The 17,250-nt window shown below is 65.2% G+C and carries 16 protein-coding genes; 14 read left to right on the top strand and 2 right to left on the bottom strand.

Annotation, left to right across the window (positions count from 1 at the left end; all coding sequences use genetic code 11):
* Position 1: 1 nt before the first annotated feature.
* Positions 2 to 1,225 carry a D-amino acid dehydrogenase gene (locus B0T39_RS12655; RefSeq protein ID WP_081547138.1) on the bottom strand — a complete coding sequence of 408 codons (1,224 nt, stop codon included), beginning with the start codon at positions 1,223 to 1,225 and terminating at the stop codon, positions 2 to 4.
* A 135-nt stretch (positions 1,226 to 1,360) separates the two neighbouring features.
* Between B0T39_RS12655 and B0T39_RS12650 the strand changes: the two genes are divergently transcribed.
* From B0T39_RS12650 to B0T39_RS12605, 10 genes are all read left to right on the top strand, one after another.
* On the top strand, positions 1,361 to 2,941 hold the full coding sequence (locus B0T39_RS12650) for an ABC transporter substrate-binding protein (RefSeq protein ID WP_081547136.1): 1,581 nt from the start codon (positions 1,361 to 1,363) through the stop codon (positions 2,939 to 2,941).
* Positions 2,929 to 3,879, top strand: coding sequence for a succinylglutamate desuccinylase/aspartoacylase family protein (locus B0T39_RS12645; RefSeq protein WP_081547134.1), 951 nt, complete (start codon positions 2,929 to 2,931; stop codon positions 3,877 to 3,879). The genes B0T39_RS12650 and B0T39_RS12645 overlap by 13 nt, the downstream gene beginning before the upstream one ends.
* 215 nt (positions 3,880 to 4,094) lie before the next feature.
* Positions 4,095 to 4,283, top strand: a complete 189-nt coding sequence (locus B0T39_RS12640) for a DUF1843 domain-containing protein (RefSeq protein ID WP_081547132.1) — start codon at positions 4,095 to 4,097, stop codon at positions 4,281 to 4,283.
* A gap of 73 nt (positions 4,284 to 4,356) precedes the next feature.
* Positions 4,357 to 4,977 carry a DUF1842 domain-containing protein gene (locus tag B0T39_RS12635; RefSeq protein ID WP_081547111.1) on the top strand — a complete coding sequence of 207 codons (621 nt, stop codon included), beginning with the start codon at positions 4,357 to 4,359 and terminating at the stop codon, positions 4,975 to 4,977.
* Between the two features lie 40 nt (positions 4,978 to 5,017).
* Positions 5,018 to 5,620 carry a DUF1842 domain-containing protein gene (locus B0T39_RS12630; RefSeq protein WP_081547109.1) on the top strand — a complete coding sequence of 201 codons (603 nt, stop codon included), beginning with the start codon at positions 5,018 to 5,020 and terminating at the stop codon, positions 5,618 to 5,620.
* A 78-nt stretch (positions 5,621 to 5,698) separates the two neighbouring features.
* A complete protein-coding gene (locus tag B0T39_RS12625) occupies positions 5,699 to 7,165 on the top strand; it encodes a GDL motif peptide-associated radical SAM/SPASM maturase (protein ID WP_081547107.1) in 1,467 nt (488 codons plus the stop codon).
* A gap of 219 nt (positions 7,166 to 7,384) precedes the next feature.
* Complete coding sequence (locus B0T39_RS12620) at positions 7,385 to 8,386, top strand: substrate-binding domain-containing protein (protein WP_081547105.1); 1,002 nt, start codon at positions 7,385 to 7,387, stop codon at positions 8,384 to 8,386.
* Positions 8,387 to 8,590: 204 nt separating this feature from the next.
* Entirely contained in the window at positions 8,591 to 9,118 is a 528-nt protein-coding gene (gene gntK / locus B0T39_RS12615) for a gluconokinase (protein ID WP_081547103.1), read from the top strand.
* 1 nt (position 9,119) lies between these two features.
* On the top strand, positions 9,120 to 10,457 hold the full coding sequence (gene gntU, locus B0T39_RS12610; protein WP_081547101.1) for a gluconate transporter: 1,338 nt from the start codon (positions 9,120 to 9,122) through the stop codon (positions 10,455 to 10,457).
* Between the two features lie 75 nt (positions 10,458 to 10,532).
* Positions 10,533 to 11,438: a sensor domain-containing diguanylate cyclase gene (locus B0T39_RS12605; RefSeq protein ID WP_081547099.1), complete on the top strand. Its 906-nt coding sequence runs from the start codon at positions 10,533 to 10,535 to the stop codon at positions 11,436 to 11,438.
* Positions 11,439 to 11,490: 52 nt separating this feature from the next.
* On the opposite strand, the gene B0T39_RS12600 is transcribed toward B0T39_RS12605, so the two are convergent.
* Positions 11,491 to 12,333, bottom strand: a complete 843-nt coding sequence (locus B0T39_RS12600; protein WP_081547097.1) for a hypothetical protein — start codon at positions 12,331 to 12,333, stop codon at positions 11,491 to 11,493.
* Between the two features lie 377 nt (positions 12,334 to 12,710).
* Here B0T39_RS12600 and dhbC point away from each other — a divergent pair, with 377 nt between their 5' ends.
* Genes dhbC through B0T39_RS12580 form a run of 4 tightly spaced genes read left to right on the top strand, consistent with a single transcriptional unit; the run spans position 12,711 to position 17,207 of the window.
* Positions 12,711 to 13,895 carry an isochorismate synthase DhbC gene (gene dhbC, locus B0T39_RS12595; protein WP_081547095.1) on the top strand — a complete coding sequence of 395 codons (1,185 nt, stop codon included), beginning with the start codon at positions 12,711 to 12,713 and terminating at the stop codon, positions 13,893 to 13,895.
* A complete protein-coding gene (locus B0T39_RS12590) occupies positions 13,892 to 15,538 on the top strand; it encodes a (2,3-dihydroxybenzoyl)adenylate synthase (RefSeq protein WP_081547093.1) in 1,647 nt (548 codons plus the stop codon). Before dhbC ends, B0T39_RS12590 begins: the two co-directional genes overlap by 4 nt.
* On the top strand, positions 15,535 to 16,416 hold the full coding sequence (locus B0T39_RS12585; protein ID WP_081547091.1) for an isochorismatase family protein: 882 nt from the start codon (positions 15,535 to 15,537) through the stop codon (positions 16,414 to 16,416). Before B0T39_RS12590 ends, B0T39_RS12585 begins: the two co-directional genes overlap by 4 nt.
* Positions 16,413 to 17,207 (top strand): 2,3-dihydro-2,3-dihydroxybenzoate dehydrogenase, encoded by a 795-nt coding sequence (locus B0T39_RS12580; RefSeq protein ID WP_081547089.1) that lies wholly within the window; start codon positions 16,413 to 16,415, stop codon positions 17,205 to 17,207. Before B0T39_RS12585 ends, B0T39_RS12580 begins: the two co-directional genes overlap by 4 nt.
* The last annotated feature ends 43 nt before the right edge of the window (positions 17,208 to 17,250 follow it).

Genomic DNA, 17,250 nt, shown 5'->3' with positions numbered 1-17,250 from the left:
CTCAGTCTCCGGCCATCTCCCGCGCCAGCCGCTCGGCGCTGCCCAGGGCCAAGGTAAAGCCCAGAGCGCCGTGTCCAAGATTCAGCCAGAGATTGGCCGGTCCGCTAGGCGCGCGCCCTATCATGGGCAAGCCGTCCGGCGTGGCCGGCCTCAAGCCGGCCCATTCCGTAGCCTGTTCCAAACAGCCCGCCCGCGGCCAATCGCGCCTCACTTGCCGGCGCAAGCCGGCCACGCGTCGCGGATCCGGGCTTTCCTCGTAGCCGACCAGATCCGCCGCCGCCGCCACCCGCAGACGCCCGCCTATCGGCGCGTACAAAGTCTTGCGCTCGAAATCGGTGACGCTGAGCGCCGGCAAACACTCTCCCGCGGGCATGTCCAGACTGTAGCCCTTCAAGGGATAGAGCGGCAGCCGCAGGCCCAGCTTGCGCGCCAGCGCCACGCCGCCGACGCCGGCCGCCAGCACCAGATGCCGGCAGGGCAAGGCCTCATCGGGCAGCAAGACTTGCCGCACCCGCCCCTGAGCCATTTCGAAACCGCCCACTTCCCGATCAAAGCGGAACTCGACATCCAAGCCTTCCTCAAGCATCCGCCGCTGCATGGCCAGGCAGAACAGCCGACAATCCGCCACTTCCTCGTCAGGGGTATGCACCCCGCCGAGCATCGGCCCGCTTAGTCCGGCCAAGGCCGGCTCCAAATTACGGCAGCCGTCCGCATCCAGCAGCCTCTGACGCGCGCCCAGTTCGCTCAGCGCCGCCACGCCCTGACGCGCATGCTCCAGCGCCGCCGCGCTGCGGTACAGCACCAGCTTGCCGTTGCGCCGCCAGGCAAAGCCGTCCAGCCCCTCCGCGCGCAGCCCTTCAAGCAACAAGCGGCTTTCTTGCGCCAAGCGCCACAACTGAGCACTGCCGGCGCGATTGGCTTCACGGTTGCAAGCCCGATAAAAGCGCCACAACCACTGCCATTGGGCAAGGTCCCAGCGTAGACGCAAGCGCATCGGCGCATCCGCGCTCAGCAGCCAGGCCAGCGCCTTGGCCGGCACGCCGGCGTCGGCCAGCGGCGCGACATAGCTATAGCTTAGTTGACCGCCGTTGGCGTAGCTGGCGCCGGCCGCCGCCTCGCCGCGCCGCTCCAACACCGTGACCGGCCAGCCCGCTCGCGCCAGCCGCCACGCGCTGCACAGGCCAACTACGCCGGCGCCCACGACGAGCACCCTCGATCCCTCCATCTTCGCCCCCTCGCAAAGTCCGCCGAAACCGCGAAGCCGGCGCCAGCGCCGGGAACCAATTGCCAAGGCCTTGGACCGACAGCGGTAGATGACGGACAATTCGCATGCCGCGAACAAGAACTCAGGATAGCGTAAATGACAAAATCGATCCTCTCCCTTTCCCTGTTGCTGGCCGGCGCTTTGCCCGCCGCCGCGCTGGCCGCCAAGCCGCTGGTCTTTTGCGCGGAAGCCGCTCCGGAAGGCTTCGACCCCGCGATGTGGGACACCGCCTCCACTTACAACATCGTCAAACCCGTCTTCCAGGGGCTGACCGAATTCAAACGCGGCGGCGTGGCGCTGCGTCCGGGGCTGGCGGAAAGCTGGAGCGTGTCGGCGGACGGGCTGGAGTACACCTTCAAACTGCGCCGCGGCGTCAAATTCCATCACACCGAGTATTTCAAGCCCAGCCGCGACTTCTCCGCCGACGACGTGGTTTTCACCGTCAACCGTTGGATCCGGCCGGACCTGCCATTCAATCAGGCGTTCAAAACCCCATTGACCGGCCCGGACGGCTACGGCCTGGTCAAGCTGATAGCCTCGGTGCAAAAGCTGGATCCTCACACCGTCAAGATCCGGCTGAAGGAGCGCAACGCCACCTTCCTGACTTTCTTCGCGATGGGCTTCGCCGGCATGCAATCGGCGGAATACGCCCAGCAGCTGCTGCAGGCCGTCAAGCCCGCGCAGATCAACCTGCTGCCCATCGGCACCGGTCCCTACCGCTTCAAGAGCTACGCCAAGGATTCGACCGTGCGCTACGAGGCCAACCCCCAATACTGGGGGACGCCGCAAAAAACCCGCAGCCTGATCTTCGCCATCGTCACCGATCCGCAAGTACGCATCCAGAAGCTAAAAGCGGGCGAATGCCAAGTGGCCGCGGCGGTGCGCGAGTCCGATCTGGACACTTTGAACGCCGACAAGAACATCAAGATCGCCGCCACCGGCGCCAGCAATATCTCCTACCTGGCCTACAATCTGAAACGGCCGCAGTTCGCCAAGCGCGAAGTGCGCGTGGCGCTGGACATCGCCATCAACCGCGACGCCCTGTTCAAGGCGATGTTTCCCAAGGGCGGCGCCACCCAGGCGGTCAACCCCTATCCGCCGTCCACTTGGAGCTGGAACCCCAAAACCCGTAATGAATACAACCCGGCCAAAGCCAAGGCGCTGCTGGCCCAGGCAGGCTACCCCAACGGCTTCACCCTGGATTTGTGGGCGCTGCCGGTGCAGCGGCCCACCAACCCCAACGGCAAATTGATGGCGCAGATGATCCAGCAGGACTGGGCCAGGATAGGCGTCAAGGCCAATATTCGGTCCTACGAATGGGGCGAGTACCTGAAACGCGCAGCAGCCGGCGAACACGATGTCTATATGTCAGGCCTGACCAGCAACTCCGGCGATCCGGACGACTTCCTCTGGAACGCCCTGTCCTGCAGCGTCAGCAAGGGCGGCCAGCGCTTCTGCAATCAGGAGTTCGATAAGTTGTTGCTGCTCGGCCGGCAAGCCACCGAACAGAAGCAACGCACCCAGTATTATTTGAAAGCCCAGGAAATTTTCAAATACGAACGTCCCTGGATCACCATGGCCCATTCGCGCATTTACATTCCGCTGCGCAACAATGTGCAGGGCTTCGTGATGAATCCCAACGGCTCTTTTGACTTCGAGGACGTATGGCTCAAATAAACCCGGCCTGGCCTACCCATTTCGCCAGCCACCGTTACCAGAGCTTGCGGGCCGGCCCGCGCCTGATCGTCACCGGAGCCGTGCACGGCAACGAGGGCTGCGGCACGCTAGCCATCCGCCGCGTAATGGCCGAACTGGAACAAGGCGCGCTGGCGCTCCGCGCCGGCCGGCTGACGCTGGTTCCGGTGGCCAATCCACTGGCCTTCCAACTGGGGCAGCGCGGCGGCGAGCGCAATCTGAACCGCCATCTCGCGCCCAGCGACGCGCCGGGCGATTTCGAAGATCACGTCGCCAACTGGCTGTGCCCCTTGCTGTCGGAACATGAGGTTTTGCTGGACCTGCATTCCTTCCAGTCCCGCGGCCAGCCCTTTGTCTTCCTCGGCCCGCGCGACAACGCCGGCGAGCTCGAACCCTTCGCCCTGGCCGCTCGGGAAGAGGCTCTGGCGCAACGCCTGGGCGTGGCCCGCGCAGTGGACGGCTGGCTATCCACTTACGCGCTGGGCGTAAGCCGGCGGGACAAGGCGACCGGAGGCGATGCTTGTTACGGCATGGGCACCACCGAATACATGCGCCAACAAGGCGGCTGGGCGCTAACGCTGGAATGCGGCCAACACGACGACCCCGCCGCGCCGCGCGTCGCCTACCAGGCCATCGTCAATACGCTGGCTCATCTGGGCATGATGGACGCGCCTCCCCCCGCGCCCTCGCCTCTGGAAATGCTCAGCCTGTATGAAGTAGTGGACAAGCTTGACGATGGCGACCGCTTCGCCCGCGACTGGATCAGCTTCGACCCGGTAAGCAGAGGCGAACTAATAGGCTGGCGCGCCGACGGCAGCCCGGTGACGGCCATAGACGACGGCCGCATCGTCTTCCCCAACCCCCAATCGCCAAGCGGCCAGGAGTGGTTCTATCTGGCTCGTCCCTCCTCCCGATTTTGAGCCTACTCCCCTTGCTCCGGGCTGCGTTCACGCGGCTCGGTACTTTTACTTAAGTATTTGTTTTTCATAAAAACTGACCTTAAGTCCAGTTTGTCACCGCCCCCAGCTGCTACACCGATAAACACTGCCAAGCTTTGTCCGGCAGCCCTTTGCGGGCGGCCCGCTCTCTTCCGCCCGCCGTCACGTCAATCAGCGCTAAGGAACAGGTCGACTCAATGAGCCATCTTCCCACGCATCAAACCTTGCCTTACGGCGTCGCCATCCACCAAGCGATTGCGGAAGGCAATCTGGCGCAGATGAAAACCTTGCTGGAACAAGGCGAGCAGCACTTGCGCCAATACGGCGATCTGCACACCGCCGTCGATCAGCTGAAGCAGGAAATCTCTCGCCTGGAACGACGCTAAGAACACTCTCGCGATCCGGCGAGCCAGTACGGCTCGCCAGGCTGGACCATCACCTAAACTATCCGGAGGTTTTATGTCAGACACCGCGCAAACCGATATCGGCTTGTTTCCCGTCAGCTACCTCATCGGCACCGGCAAGGACGGCGCGCAACGGCTTACGCTGAACCTGCTGGTCGCGCCGCCGCGCAGCGCCGTGACCGGCGACGCCCACATTACCCAGGCCACCAATCCGCCGCTGGACCTTCACTCCCACGTTCACGGCGACTACACCTATCTGACCGTGATGCCGCCCAGCGAAGGCCGCATCCTGATCACCGCCCAAGGCCACAGCGGCAGCACGAGCAACTTCAAACTGCACTTGGTTCTGAGCCAGGACTGGAAACAGGGCGTGGCCAATTACAGCTATCTGAACGGTTCCGCGTGGGTGGAAGTGGAAAACGCGCCGGCCAAGCTCAATCCGGAATTGAAATCGCGTTATTTCCCGCTGCCGCTGGAACCCGGCCCGGTGATTCTTCCCAACCCGCCCATCATGGCCTTGTACGGCGTGCCGATTCAAAGCGCCATCGCCAGCGGCGACCTGGCCCACATGAAAACGCTGGCCTCCTACGCCCGGCAGCAATTGGACGCTCAGCCGCAATTGCGCAAGGAGCTGGACGCGCTGAAATCGGAAATCGCCAAGCTGGAACGCAAATAGGCTAGCGCCGCTTCTCCCCCCATTCGCCAAGGAGTGCTCCATGTCAGCAACAGGATTGTTCCATACCCGTTACATCGTTTCCGCCCCGGTGCTGGGCGCGCCGGTCCTGACCCTGGACTTGCTGGTCAACACGCCGCAGAAAAAAGTCAGCGGCCACGCCAGCATTTTCCAGAGCGTCAGCCCCCCGCTGCAATTCCAGGCCAATGTTTGGGGCCATTACAGCCAAGCCAAGCTGGACCCGTCCACCGAGCACCACATCGTGCTGTCGCTGGACGGCAGCCCCAGCTCGCCCAACAGCCAGATCGCCGAAACCTTCCACTTGCAAGGCATTCTCGACCAGAACTGGCAGGACGGCCACGCCAGCTACCGCTTCTTCTACCAGGGCGCCTGGCACACCGTGGCGCACGCCATCGTGACGGAAGCGCCGGTAGTGCACTCGGAACAGCGCGCCAGCAGCAAGCCCTACCCCCACCCCATTCCGCTATACGCCGCTGCGCTTCAGCAATCCCGCGCCAGCGACAATCTGGCGCAGATGAAGTCGCTGGCCGGCCAAGCGGAAGAACAACTGAAGCAGCACGACAATATCGAAGCCGCGCTGAAGCAGTTGCAAAGCGAAATCGCCCGCCTTGAAGGCAGGCATTGAACGGCGTCGCACGCTAAGCCTGTTCAAAGTCCAGGGGCGTCCAGCGGACGCTCCTCGCCCTTTCTCAAGGACCCACTCATGCTAGACGACAGCCCCGCCGTCCGCCCGGCCCGCTATCTGGACGACGAAGACTTCAAGCGCTATGTCCCGGTGCACGTGGTTTGGGAAATCACGCTAGCCTGCGACCTGAAATGCCTGCACTGCGGCTCCCGCGCCGGCCACCGCCGCCCCAACGAGCTGTCCACCACCGAATGCCTGGAGGTGATAGACGCGCTGGCGGCGCTGGGCACGCGCGAGATCACCCTGATCGGCGGCGAAGCCTATCTGCGCAAGGACTGGACCCAATTGATCCGCGCCATCCGCGGCCACGGCATGTATTGCGCGATCCAGACCGGCGGCCGCAATCTGAACCCGGCCCGGCTGCAACAGGCGATAGACGCCGGCCTCAACGGCGTCGGCGTATCGCTGGACGGCCTGGCTCCCTTGCACGACAAGGTACGGAATGTGCCGGGCGCTTTCGACAAGGCGGTGGACGCCTTGCGCCGCGCCAAGGCGGCCGGCCTCGCCGTCAGCGTCAACACCCAGATCGGCGCGGCCACCATGCCGGACTTGCCGGCACTGATGGATCAGATCATCGAACTGGGCGCCACCCACTGGCAGATCCAACTGACGGTGGCGATGGGCAATGCGGTGGACAACGATGAACTGCTGCTGCAACCCTACCAACTGCTGGAACTGATGCCCTTGCTGGCGCGGCTTTACCGCGAGGGCGTGGAGCGCGGCCTGCTGATGAACGTGGGCAACAATATCGGATACTACGGCCCGTACGAGCGCCTGTGGCGCGGCTTCGGCGACGAGCGGGTTCACTGGAGCGGCTGCGCCGCCGGCCAGACCGTGCTGGCGCTGGAAGCGGATGGCACCGTCAAGGGCTGTCCATCGCTGGCCACCGTCGGCTTTTCCGGCGGAAATGTCCGCGATATGAGCCTGGACGACATCTGGCACCACAGCGAGGGCATCCACTTTGGCCGCCTGCGCTCGGTGGACGACCTCTGGGGCTATTGCCGCGGCTGCTACTACAACGACGTCTGCCGCGGCGGATGCACCTGGACCTCCCACTCGCTGCTGGGCAAGCCCGGCAACAACCCCTACTGTCATTACCGCGCGCTGGAGCTGGAAAAGCAGGGCCTGCGCGAGCGCATCGTCAAGCTGCAGGACGCCGCGCCCGCCTCCTTCGCCGTTGGGCGATTCGACCTGATCACCGAAGACATCGCCAGCGGCCAGGAAGTCAGCCGAATCAGCCGCAGCGGCCAAGTCATCGCGCTGACTTGGAAAAACAAGGGCAAAGCCGCGCCGCGCGAAGGCAAACCGCCGACCAAGCTAGCGCTGTGCCGAAAATGCCAGCAATACATCCACCCCGACGAAACCTGTTGCCCGCACTGCGCGGCGGACATCGCCGCCGCCGACCGCGACTATCAGCAAGAGCTGGCCCAGCGTCAACAGGTGATCAACAATCTGCGTCGCTTATTGGGCTTGCCGGCCGATTAAACCGCGCGGAGCCGGCGTCGAAACACGGTTTTATGCCAAAAAACTTGGCTCTAGCGCCACGGTCATCCACTAGCCATAGCTCATTTGGCGGAAATCGGTCTACAATCGCGGCTTGCCTGTCTCACCACGCCGCCATGGGAGCCGATGTCCGCATGACCTGTTTCGCGCCGTTCGCCCTATCACCGGAAGCCGCCGCTCCCGCCTCGCCTGGCCCGCGCCATGAGCGATAAGCCGCGCCGCCCGTCGCTGCAGGACATCGCAGACCGGGTAGGCACTTCCAAGATGACGGTCAGCCGTTACCTGCGCAACGCCAGCCTGGTATCGGACGCCACCGGCCAGCGCATCTCCGGCGCGATGGAGCAATTGGGTTATATCCCAAACCGGGTGCCGGACCTGCTGGCCCGCGCCAAGAGCCGCGCCATCGGCGTGCTCTTGCCGTCGATGTCCAATCAAGTGTTCTCCAACCTGGTTCACGGCGTCGAATCCGTCACCCGCGAAGCCGGCTACCACACGCTGTATGGTCATTACTGCTACGACATCGAACAGGAAACCCGGCAAGTGGAGCAGTTGCTGTCCTTCCAGGTGGATGGGCTGATCCTGTGTGAAACCGTCCACTCCGAACGCACCTTGCGCATGCTGCAGGTGGCGGCGATTCCGGTGGTGGAAGTGATGGAACTGCCGTCTCGGCCCATAGACCTGGCCGTGGGCCTGGACCATCAGGCCGCCGCAGAAGACATGACCCGAGCCATGATCGCGCGCGGCAAGCGGCGCATCGCCTACCTCGCCGCCCGCCTCGACCGCCGTACCCGGCTGCGCGCCGCCGGCTACCGGACGGCGATGGAACAAGCCGGACTGATTCCGCTGGAGATACAGACCGAGCAACACTCCAGCTTTCAGCTAGGTGGCGAGATGCTGCGCCAGGCCATGGCCGCCGCGCCGGACCTGGACGGCGTGTTCTGCACCAACGACGACATCGCCGCCGGCGCCTTGCTGGAGGCCCAGTCCATGGGCATAGCGGTGCCGCAGCGCATCGCCGTCGCCGGCTTCAACGCGCTGGATATCGGCGCCGCCTTGCATCCACGGCTGGCCAGCGTGGTCACGCCGCGCGAAGCGATTGGCCGGCTGGCGGCGCAACGCTTGCTAGGCCGCATCCACGGCCAGCGTTACGCCGACCCCGTCGTCGACCTGGGTTATACCCTGAGCCTGGGCGGCAGCGTCTAGGCCTGTGCCGGAATACGACACCGGCCCTCTCAAAAAACTCTTATTTATCAATGCGAAATTCCGAAGCGCCAGAGCCAAATCAAGGCCGGCGCTCAAAACGCTTGCCTGCGCGCCGCAAAGCCGACATATTGTTATCGGCATAATGTTACCGGTAACAATCACGATCCGTCTTCAAACAATTCGACAACTCATTGGAGTGGCTTCATGAATTCCACACCACATCAGGTTTACGTACTGATGGGCGTCTCCGGCTGCGGCAAATCCGCGCTCGCCGCGCAACTGGCCCAGCGCCTGACATGCGCCGTGCTGGACGGCGACTTCCTGCATCCTCGCGCCAATATCGACAAAATGGCCGCAGGAACGCCGCTGGACGACGCCGACCGCCGCCCCTGGCTCAGCGCGCTCAGCGACGCCGCCTACGCCATGCAACGCAGCAACGCGCTGTCCATCATCGTGTGCTCCGCGCTGAAACGGCGTTACCGCGACCAATTGCGCGCCGGCAACCCGCAGTTGTCCTTCCTCTATTTGAAAGGCGATTTCGATCTGATCCTGCAGCGGCTACAAGCCCGGCAAGGCCATTTCCAGAAGGCCGATATGCTGGCCTCGCAATTTGCCGCGCTGGAGGAGCCCGGGCCGGACGAAACCGACGTCCACTCCCTGGACATCCGCCCCGAGCTGGACAGCGTCGTCGCCGACGCGCTGCGCCTGATCCAGTCCCGCCAGGAACGCTGACATGTCCATTGCAACCCTCGTATTGACCGCGCTGGGCTCGGTCGCCCTGTTGTTGCTGCTGGTGATGAAGGCTCGCTTGCATGCGTTCATCGCGCTGATGCTGGTCTCGATCGGGGCCGGCGTGGCCTCCGGCATGCCGGTGGAAAAAATCGCCGACACCATGCAAAAAGGCATGGCAGGCACCCTAGGCTTCCTCGCCGTGGTGGTGGCCTTGGGCGCGATGTTCGGCAAGATACTGCATGAAACCGGCGCGCTCGATCAGATCGCCGGCCGGCTCTTAAGCCGCTTCGGCGAACGACGCGCGCATTACGCGCTGGGCGTGGCCGGATTGGTCTGCGCGCTGCCGCTGTTCTTCGACGTCGCCATCGTGCTGCTGATCGGCGTGGTGTTCGCCGTGGCCCGCCGCACCGGCGGCAATGTGGTCAAGCTGGCCGTGCCGCTGTTCGCCGGCGTGGCCGCCTCGGCGGCCTTCCTGCTGCCCGGCCCCACCCCCATGTTGCTGGCCTCGCAGATGCAGGCCGACTTCGGCTGGATGATCGTCATCGGGCTGGCGGCGGCGATTCCCGGCATGTTGCTGGCCGGCCCGCTGTTCGGCGGCTTCATCAGCCGGCATGTCAGCCTGGCCCTGCCAGATGACATCAGCGAGCCGACGCTGGAGCGCGACCGCATGCCCTCCTTCGCCTTCAGCCTGACCCTGGTGCTGTTTCCGCTGGTCATGGTGGCCTGCAAAACCCTGGGCAGCCATCTGGCGACGCCCGGCTCGGCCGTCTTCCATTGGCTGCAGTTCATCGGCCATCCATTCAGCGCCATCCTGGCCGCCTGCCTGATCGCCATCTATGGCCTGGCCATCCGCCGCGGCATGGACGCGGAACAGGTCATGCGCATCTGCAACGCCGCGCTGCAGCCGGCCGGCATCATTCTGCTGGTGACCGGCGCCGGTGGGGTATTCAAACAGGTGCTGGTGGATTCCGGCGTGGGGCCGGCGCTGGGCAACGCGCTGATCGGCGCCGGCCTGCCCATCGCCGTCGCCTGCTTCGCGCTGGCGGCCGCGGTCAGAGTCATTCAAGGGTCCGCCACCGTCGCTTGCCTGACCACGGTGGGACTGGTGCTGCCGGCCATTGAGACCATGGGCTTGTCCGGCGCGCAGCTGGCGGCGCTGTCCATCTGCATCGCCGGCGGCTCCATCGTGCTCAGCCACGTCAATGACTCCGGCTTCTGGCTGTTCGGCAAATTCACCGGCGCCAACGAGGCCCAAACGCTGAAAACCTGGTCGCTGATGGAGACGATACTGGGCACCACCGGCGCGCTGGTGGGCATGGCGGCCTTCGCCATGTTGTGAGGCGCGGCGCGCGCCTTGGCAAGCAAGGCAAGCGGGTACGATACTCACTGAAACACGCTCGAGTAGCCCACCTCCATGACGGACGCCCTCTGCATCACACTGCTTGCCATGTTGGACGACAGCGCGACCCTGGTCGCGCTGTTCGACCGACACGATATGCTGCGCTACGCCAACACCGCCTTCCGCCAAAGCTTCTTCCTGACTCAGGAGGAAAGCCTGAGCTGGGCGGAGCTGATGCGACGAAACTACCTGCAGAAACAAGGTTCGCGGATAGAAACCGACGATATCGAAACGTGGTTGCGCTCGGCCTGTTCGCGCCGCGGCAAACTGCCTTACCGCGCTTTCGAGGCTGATTTATGCGACGGCCGCTGGATGTGGATGACGGAAACCATGAGCGCGGACGGCTGGATGCTGTGCCAGGCCAGCGACATCACCGAGCTGCGCGCCGACAAACGCGAGCTTCGCCAGGCCCGCGACGTGGCCTTGCGCGCCGCCCAGACCGACCCCATGACCGGCATCAGCAACCGCACCCATTTGATGCAGTTGCTGCAACTGCTGCTGCAGCAAAGGCTTGAGCACTCGGCGCCGGCCTGCCTCGCCATCCTCGACCTAGACCACTTCAAGCGCATCAACGACCTGGAGGGCCATCCGGCCGGCGATCAGGTCATCTGCGGCTTCGTCCAGACCGTGCGCGCTCAGCTGCGGCAAAGAGACGGCTTCGGACGGCTGGGCGGCGAGGAATTCATGCTATTGCTGCCGCAAACCTCGCTGCATGAAGCGGAACAGTGCTGTGAACGGATTCTCGCCGCCGCACGGCTGGACCGTCCGCTGGCGGCCAAGCCGGAACTGGGCTACACCTGCTCAATCGGACTGACCGAACTGCGGCCCGACGACGACATCGCCAGTTGCTACGCGCGCGCCGACGAGGCGCTTTACCACGCCAAGGGCAGTGGGCGCGATTGTTTAAGCAGTAGCCGCTAAGCGCCTGTTTACGATCTGCCCGCATCGGCCAAATCGTAAACAAGCTCTAAGTTCAGCCGGCCGTAGCCAACAGATCAGACATTCTCCAGCGCTCGAAACGCCGCTGGGCCGCCGTCACGCTGGACGCGGTCAGCGTCAGGCCGCTGCAAGTCGGCGCCCAGTCTTCGTCGCGTTCCGGAGCATCATCGAAGGCCAGCAAGTGCGGCGCGCCTCCCGGCAGCATGCCAGATCCCAACAGCACCGCGCCATCCGGATTGCCGGCGCTTTCCACCAGGCCCACCCGCCCCTCGCTCAACAGCATCGGGAAGCGATGGCTGGCCGCCACCGCCTGGCGAGCGTCGCGCGCAATCTGCAACTTGTCGGCGTCGCCGGGCTCCAGCAGCACTGGGCAAGGCAGCGCCGAAGCCAGTTCGCGGTGAATCTGGCTCTCAATCACGGTGGGCGGCAACAGCACCGCGCTGACCAGATCGCTCAGATACGCCATCTCATTGAGTTGAATCAAGACATGCGCCAAGGGAACGCCCGCGGCCAGGCATTGCAGATAGGCCCTTCTTTGCTCCAACAACGCCTGTCTCCCGCGCCCCGTCGTCGCGGCGGCAAGCGGCTGGACCAACACGCCCCAGCCCTCCTCCCGCGACAGCCAGGCGCTCAACTGTTCAGCCTGCTCCAGCAAGGCCGGCAGCGGCAAACGCAGCAACAGCAAGCGGCGCGGCGCTCCGGCTATCGCGGCCTGAGTCAGGCGGCGGCCGCGTGCCACCGTCTCCCGCGCTCTGTCGTCCGCCATCGCGTCGGCCATCAGTTCGCGCGGCGAGGGTAAACGCCGCAAGCCCATCGGCTCCGCCGCCTGCGCACTATCGGGACCATCATCCATGCCCTTGCTGCTTTCGGAATACATCGTCGTTCTCCATCCTGCGCCTGCCATGCAAGCGGTTCAATTGGCGGCTACGATATTTTTATTGAGAATGATTGTCAATTGCGTTTTTACCAAAATTAGTCCAATCCCTCGGCATGAGACACCGCCTCCCGCCCTTGCTCAGCATGTCAAAAAGTAGCTGAGAACGGCCTTTGGCGCGCCTTTTAGATGACATCAACATGACTCGGCGCCGCCAAATCCGGACGTGCGCCTCCACGAAGTCCTAGAGCAAAAATGTGGAATCAATATCATCTGTACGCAATATCACCGTATTGCAATGGATAACGATTATCATTTATATTCGCCCTCGACGCTCAGACGAGCCATCCCCCACCTACCCAGTGGACTCAGGAATAGCGATGAACCAAACCTCACTCGACCCAGCCTATAGCGGCGAACACAATCTGTTGGCCGCCTACCAGGCCGATTCCGCCTTCTTCTTCGCCTCGCCATGCCACACCCTGCTGGCCGAAGGCATCCAGCAAGTGATCACCGACACCGATCCCAGCGCCGCCATCGCCGCCGCGCTGGCCGCCCAACCGGACCCGGCTCAGGCCGTGGTCGTCGGCGCCATCCCCTTCATGCCGGAACAACAGCCGTGGTTGTTCGTGCCGCAACAAGTGCGCCGCGCCGACGCGCTGCGTCAGGAACAGCGCAGCGCCCTGCGCCAGCCCTTGCAAGCCGATTGCCAATTGACGCCGCAGCCGGCGCCGGCCGCTTACTGCCAGGGCGTCAGCGACGCGCTGGCCCGCATCGGCAGCGGCGCGCTGGACAAGGTGGTGCTGTCGCGCACCTTAGAACTTTCCGCTAAGCAGGCCATAGACCAGCGTCAATTGCTGCTCAATCTGGCCAGCCAGAACCAACACGGCTACACCTTCGCCGTGCAACTGAGCGACGACGGCGCGCAGCGCCGCGCGCTGATGGGCGCCAGCCCGGAACTGCTGCTGGCGCGCTACGGCCGGCAAGTGATCACCAATCCGCTGGCCGGCTCCGCCGCGCGCAGCCCGGACCCGACGGAAGACCGCCGCCGCGCCGACGCGCTGCTGGAGTCCGGCAAGGACTTGTTCGAGCACAAGCTCGTGATCGACGCCGTGGTCGAGGCGCTGGCGCCGTACTGCCGCGATCTGCAAGTGCCGGCCGGCCCGTCCCTGGTCTCCACCGCCACCATGTGGCATCTGTCCACCCGCATCAGCGGCGAGCTGATCGACCCGACCGTGGGCTCCTTCGAGTTGGCCCGCGCGCTGCACCCCACCCCGGCGGTATGCGGCTTTCCGGCGGACCCGGCCCGCAAGCTGATCCGCGAGATCGAACCCTTCGACCGCGGCTTCTTCACCGGCATGGTGGGCTGGTGCGACGGCAACGGCGACGGCGAATGGGCGGTCACCATCCGCTGCGCCGAAATCGCCGAGCGCACGCTGCGTCTGTTCGCCGGCGCCGGCATCGTCACCGGCTCGCTGCCGGAAAGCGAACTGGCTGAAACCGCGGCCAAGTTCCGCACCATGCTGCGCGCGATGGGCCTGGCAGACTTGGCGGAGGCGGCATGAGCGAGCAACAACTGGACTGGACCCCTTGGCCGGAAGACTTTGCCCGCCGCTACCGCGAGGCCGGCTATTGGCAGGGCCAGACCCTGTTTTCCATGCTGGCGGCCCAGGCCGAGCAACAGCCGGAAAAACTGGCCCTAGTGGCCGGCAAGCAGCGGCTGAACTACCGCGAACTCAAGCTCTACGCCGAACGCCTGGCCGCCGGCCTGTACGCCCGCGGCCTGCGCCCCGGCCAGCGCGCCGTGGTGCAGCTGCCTAACTGCGCCGAGTTCTTCATCGTCGCTTTCGCGCTGTTCCGTCTCGGCATGCTGCCGGTGTTCGCGCTGCCGGCGCATCGCCGCGCCGAAGTATCTTACTTCTGCCAGCACACCGACGCCGCGGTCTACATCTGCGCCGACCAGCACGGCGGCTTCGACTACCGCGCGCTGGCGGCCGAGCTGTTGCCGCTGGCGCCCTCGCTGCAACACGTGATCGTGGCCGGCGACGCCGGCGACTACACCCCGCTCAACAGCCTCTACCTGATGGACCAGCCGCTGCCCGCGGAGCCGGACGCCAGCGGCCTGGCCTTCTTCCAGCTTTCCGGCGGCAGCACCGGCGTGCCCAAGTTGATTCCGCGCACTCATGACGACTATCTGTACAGCTTCGCCGCCAGCGCCGAAATCTGCGGCCTGAGCCGAGACAGCGTCTATCTGTGCGTGCTGCCGGCCGGCCACAACTTCCCGATGAGTTCGCCCGGCAGCTTCGGCGTGTTCCACGCCGGGGGCACCGTGGTGCTGGCCTCCGGCCCCAGCGTCGACGAATCCTTCGAGCTGATTGAGGCCGAGTCCGTCACTATCGCCGCGTTGGTGCCTCCGCTGGTGCCGCTGTGGCTGGACGCCGCCGCCAAGCAGCCGGGCAAGCTGGCCAGCCTGCGCCTGCTGCAAGTGGGCGGCGCCAAGTTCGGCCCCGAGCTCGCCGCCCGCGTCGAGCCCGCGCTCGGCTGCAAGCTGCAGCAGGTCTTCGGCATGGCCGAAGGCCTGGTCAACTACACCCGGCTGGACGACGGCCCGGAACAGGTGCTGAACACACAAGGCCGGCCGATCAGCGCCGACGACGAAGTGCGCATTGTCGACGACGAGGACCAGCCGGTGGCGCCGGGCGAAGTCGGCCACCTGCTGACGCGCGGCCCTTACACCATCCGCGGCTACTGGCGGGCCGCCGACCACAATCAGCGCGCCTTCACCGCCGACGGCTTCTACCGCACCGGCGACCTGGTAAGCATGAACGCCGACGGCTATCTGACGGTGGAAGGCCGCGCCAAGGACCAGATCAACCGCGGCGGCGAGAAAATCTCCGCCGAGGAGGTGGAAAACCACCTGCTGGCCCACCCGCTGGTACGCGACGTCGCCATCGTGGCGATGAGCGACCCCTATCTGGGCGAGCGCTCCTGCGCCTTTATCATCCCGCGCGAGCAGCAAGCGATCCGCCTGCCCCAAGTGGCCGCCTTCCTGCGCGAGCGCGGCCTCGCCGCCTACAAGATTCCGGACCGGCTGGAGCTGGTCGACACCCTGCCGCAAACCAGCGTCGGCAAGGTCAGCAAGAAAACCCTGCGTCAGATGCTGGAACAGAAACTGGCCGCGCAGTCCACCCAAAGGTCACAAGCATGAGCATCCCCCGCATCGCCCCCTACGCCATTCCGTCCCAACTGCCGGACAACCGCGTCAACTGGACGGTGGCGCCGCAGCGCGCCGCGCTGCTGATCCACGACATGCAGGAATACTTCCTGGATTTCTATGACCGCGAGGCCGAGCCGGTAGCCACCGCGCTGCGCAATATCGCCGCCATCCGCGCGCGCTGCCGCGAACTGAACATCCCGGTGTTCTACACCGCCCAGCCGGCGGAACAGGCCGACAGCGACCGTGGCCTGCTCAACGATATGTGGGGCCCCGGCCTGCCGGCGCGCCCGGAACGCCACCCCATCGTGGCCAGCCTGAGCCCGGCCGCCGACGACACCGTGCTGACCAAGTGGCGCTACAGCGCCTTCCAGCGCTCGCCCTTCCTCAACCTGCTGCGCCAGCAAGGCCGCGACCAGCTGATCATCTGCGGCATCTACGCCCACATCGGCTGCATGAGCACCGCGCTGGACGCCTTCATGTACGACATCCAGCCCTTCTTCGTCGCCGACGGCCTGGCCGACTTCTCCGCTGAACGCCACGCGATGGCGCTCGAATACGTGGCACAGCGCTGCGGCGTGACCCTGGACAGCCAGCGCCTGCTAGGCCAGCTGGCCGCTCCGGTCAGCGCCGCGCCCAGCGCGGAAGCGCTGCGCGCCGCCATCGCCGAGCTGCTGCAGCAGCCGGCCAGCGACATCGGCCTGGACGACAATCTGCTGGACTGGGGCCTGGACTCCATCCGCCTGATGAGCTTGCTGGAACAATGGCGCGCGCTGGGCGCGGAAATCGACTTCATCGAACTGGCTCAACAACCCACCGTCAACGCCTGGCAGGCGCTGCTGGCGCGCCAGCTGGACGGGGCCGCCGCATGAACGCCAGCTACCCGGAATTCCACGGCCGACTGGCCGTGGTCAGCGGCGCGGCCCAGGGCATAGGCGCGGCGCTGGCGCGCTCGCTGGCGGACCAGGGCTGCCGCGTGGCGGCGCTGGACCTGCGCGCCGACGGCCTACAGCAACTGGCTCTGCATACACCGGCCCACGCCGACGGCCGCATCATCCCGCTGCCGCTGGACATCCGCGACGGCACGGCGGTGGAGCAAGCGGTGGCCCGCATCGAGGACGAGATCGGCGCCATCGACATGCTGGCCAATGTCGCCGGCGTGCTGCGTCTGGGCACGGTGGAACAGCTCAGCGACGAGGACTGGCTGCAAAGCTTTGCCGTCAACACTCACGGCGTGTTCTTCCTCAGCCGCGCGGTGGCGCGGCGCATGCAGGCGCGCCGCCAGGGTGGCATCGTCACCGTGGGCTCCAACGCCGCCGAAGTGCCGCGCACCCAGATGGCGGCCTACGCCGCGTCCAAGGCCGCCACCACCCAGTTCAGCAAATGCCTGGGCCTGGAGCTGGCCGAGTTCGGCGTGCGTTGCAACATCGTGTCGCCCGGCTCCACCGACACCGCGATGCAGCGCCAGTTGTGGAGCGACGACGCCATCCCGCCGGCCATTCTGCAAGGCTCGCTGGAGCAGTACCGCACCGGCATCCCGCTGCAACGCATCGCCGCGCCGCAGGATGTGGCCAATGCCGCGCTGTTCCTGCTGTCGGATCAGGCGCGCCACATCACGCTGCATAATCTGTATGTGGACGGCGGCGCGACGCTGGGGATCTAAGCACCTATTCACGATCCGCAAAGAAAAACGGGCAAGACCAAAA

Origin of the sequence: Chromobacterium haemolyticum (assembly GCF_002081825.1) — a bacterium.
GTDB classification, from domain to species: domain Bacteria; phylum Pseudomonadota; class Gammaproteobacteria; order Burkholderiales; family Chromobacteriaceae; genus Chromobacterium; species Chromobacterium fluminis.
The sequence above is the reverse complement of the archived record's forward strand: the minus strand, read 5'-3'. Positions and strand labels throughout refer to the sequence as shown.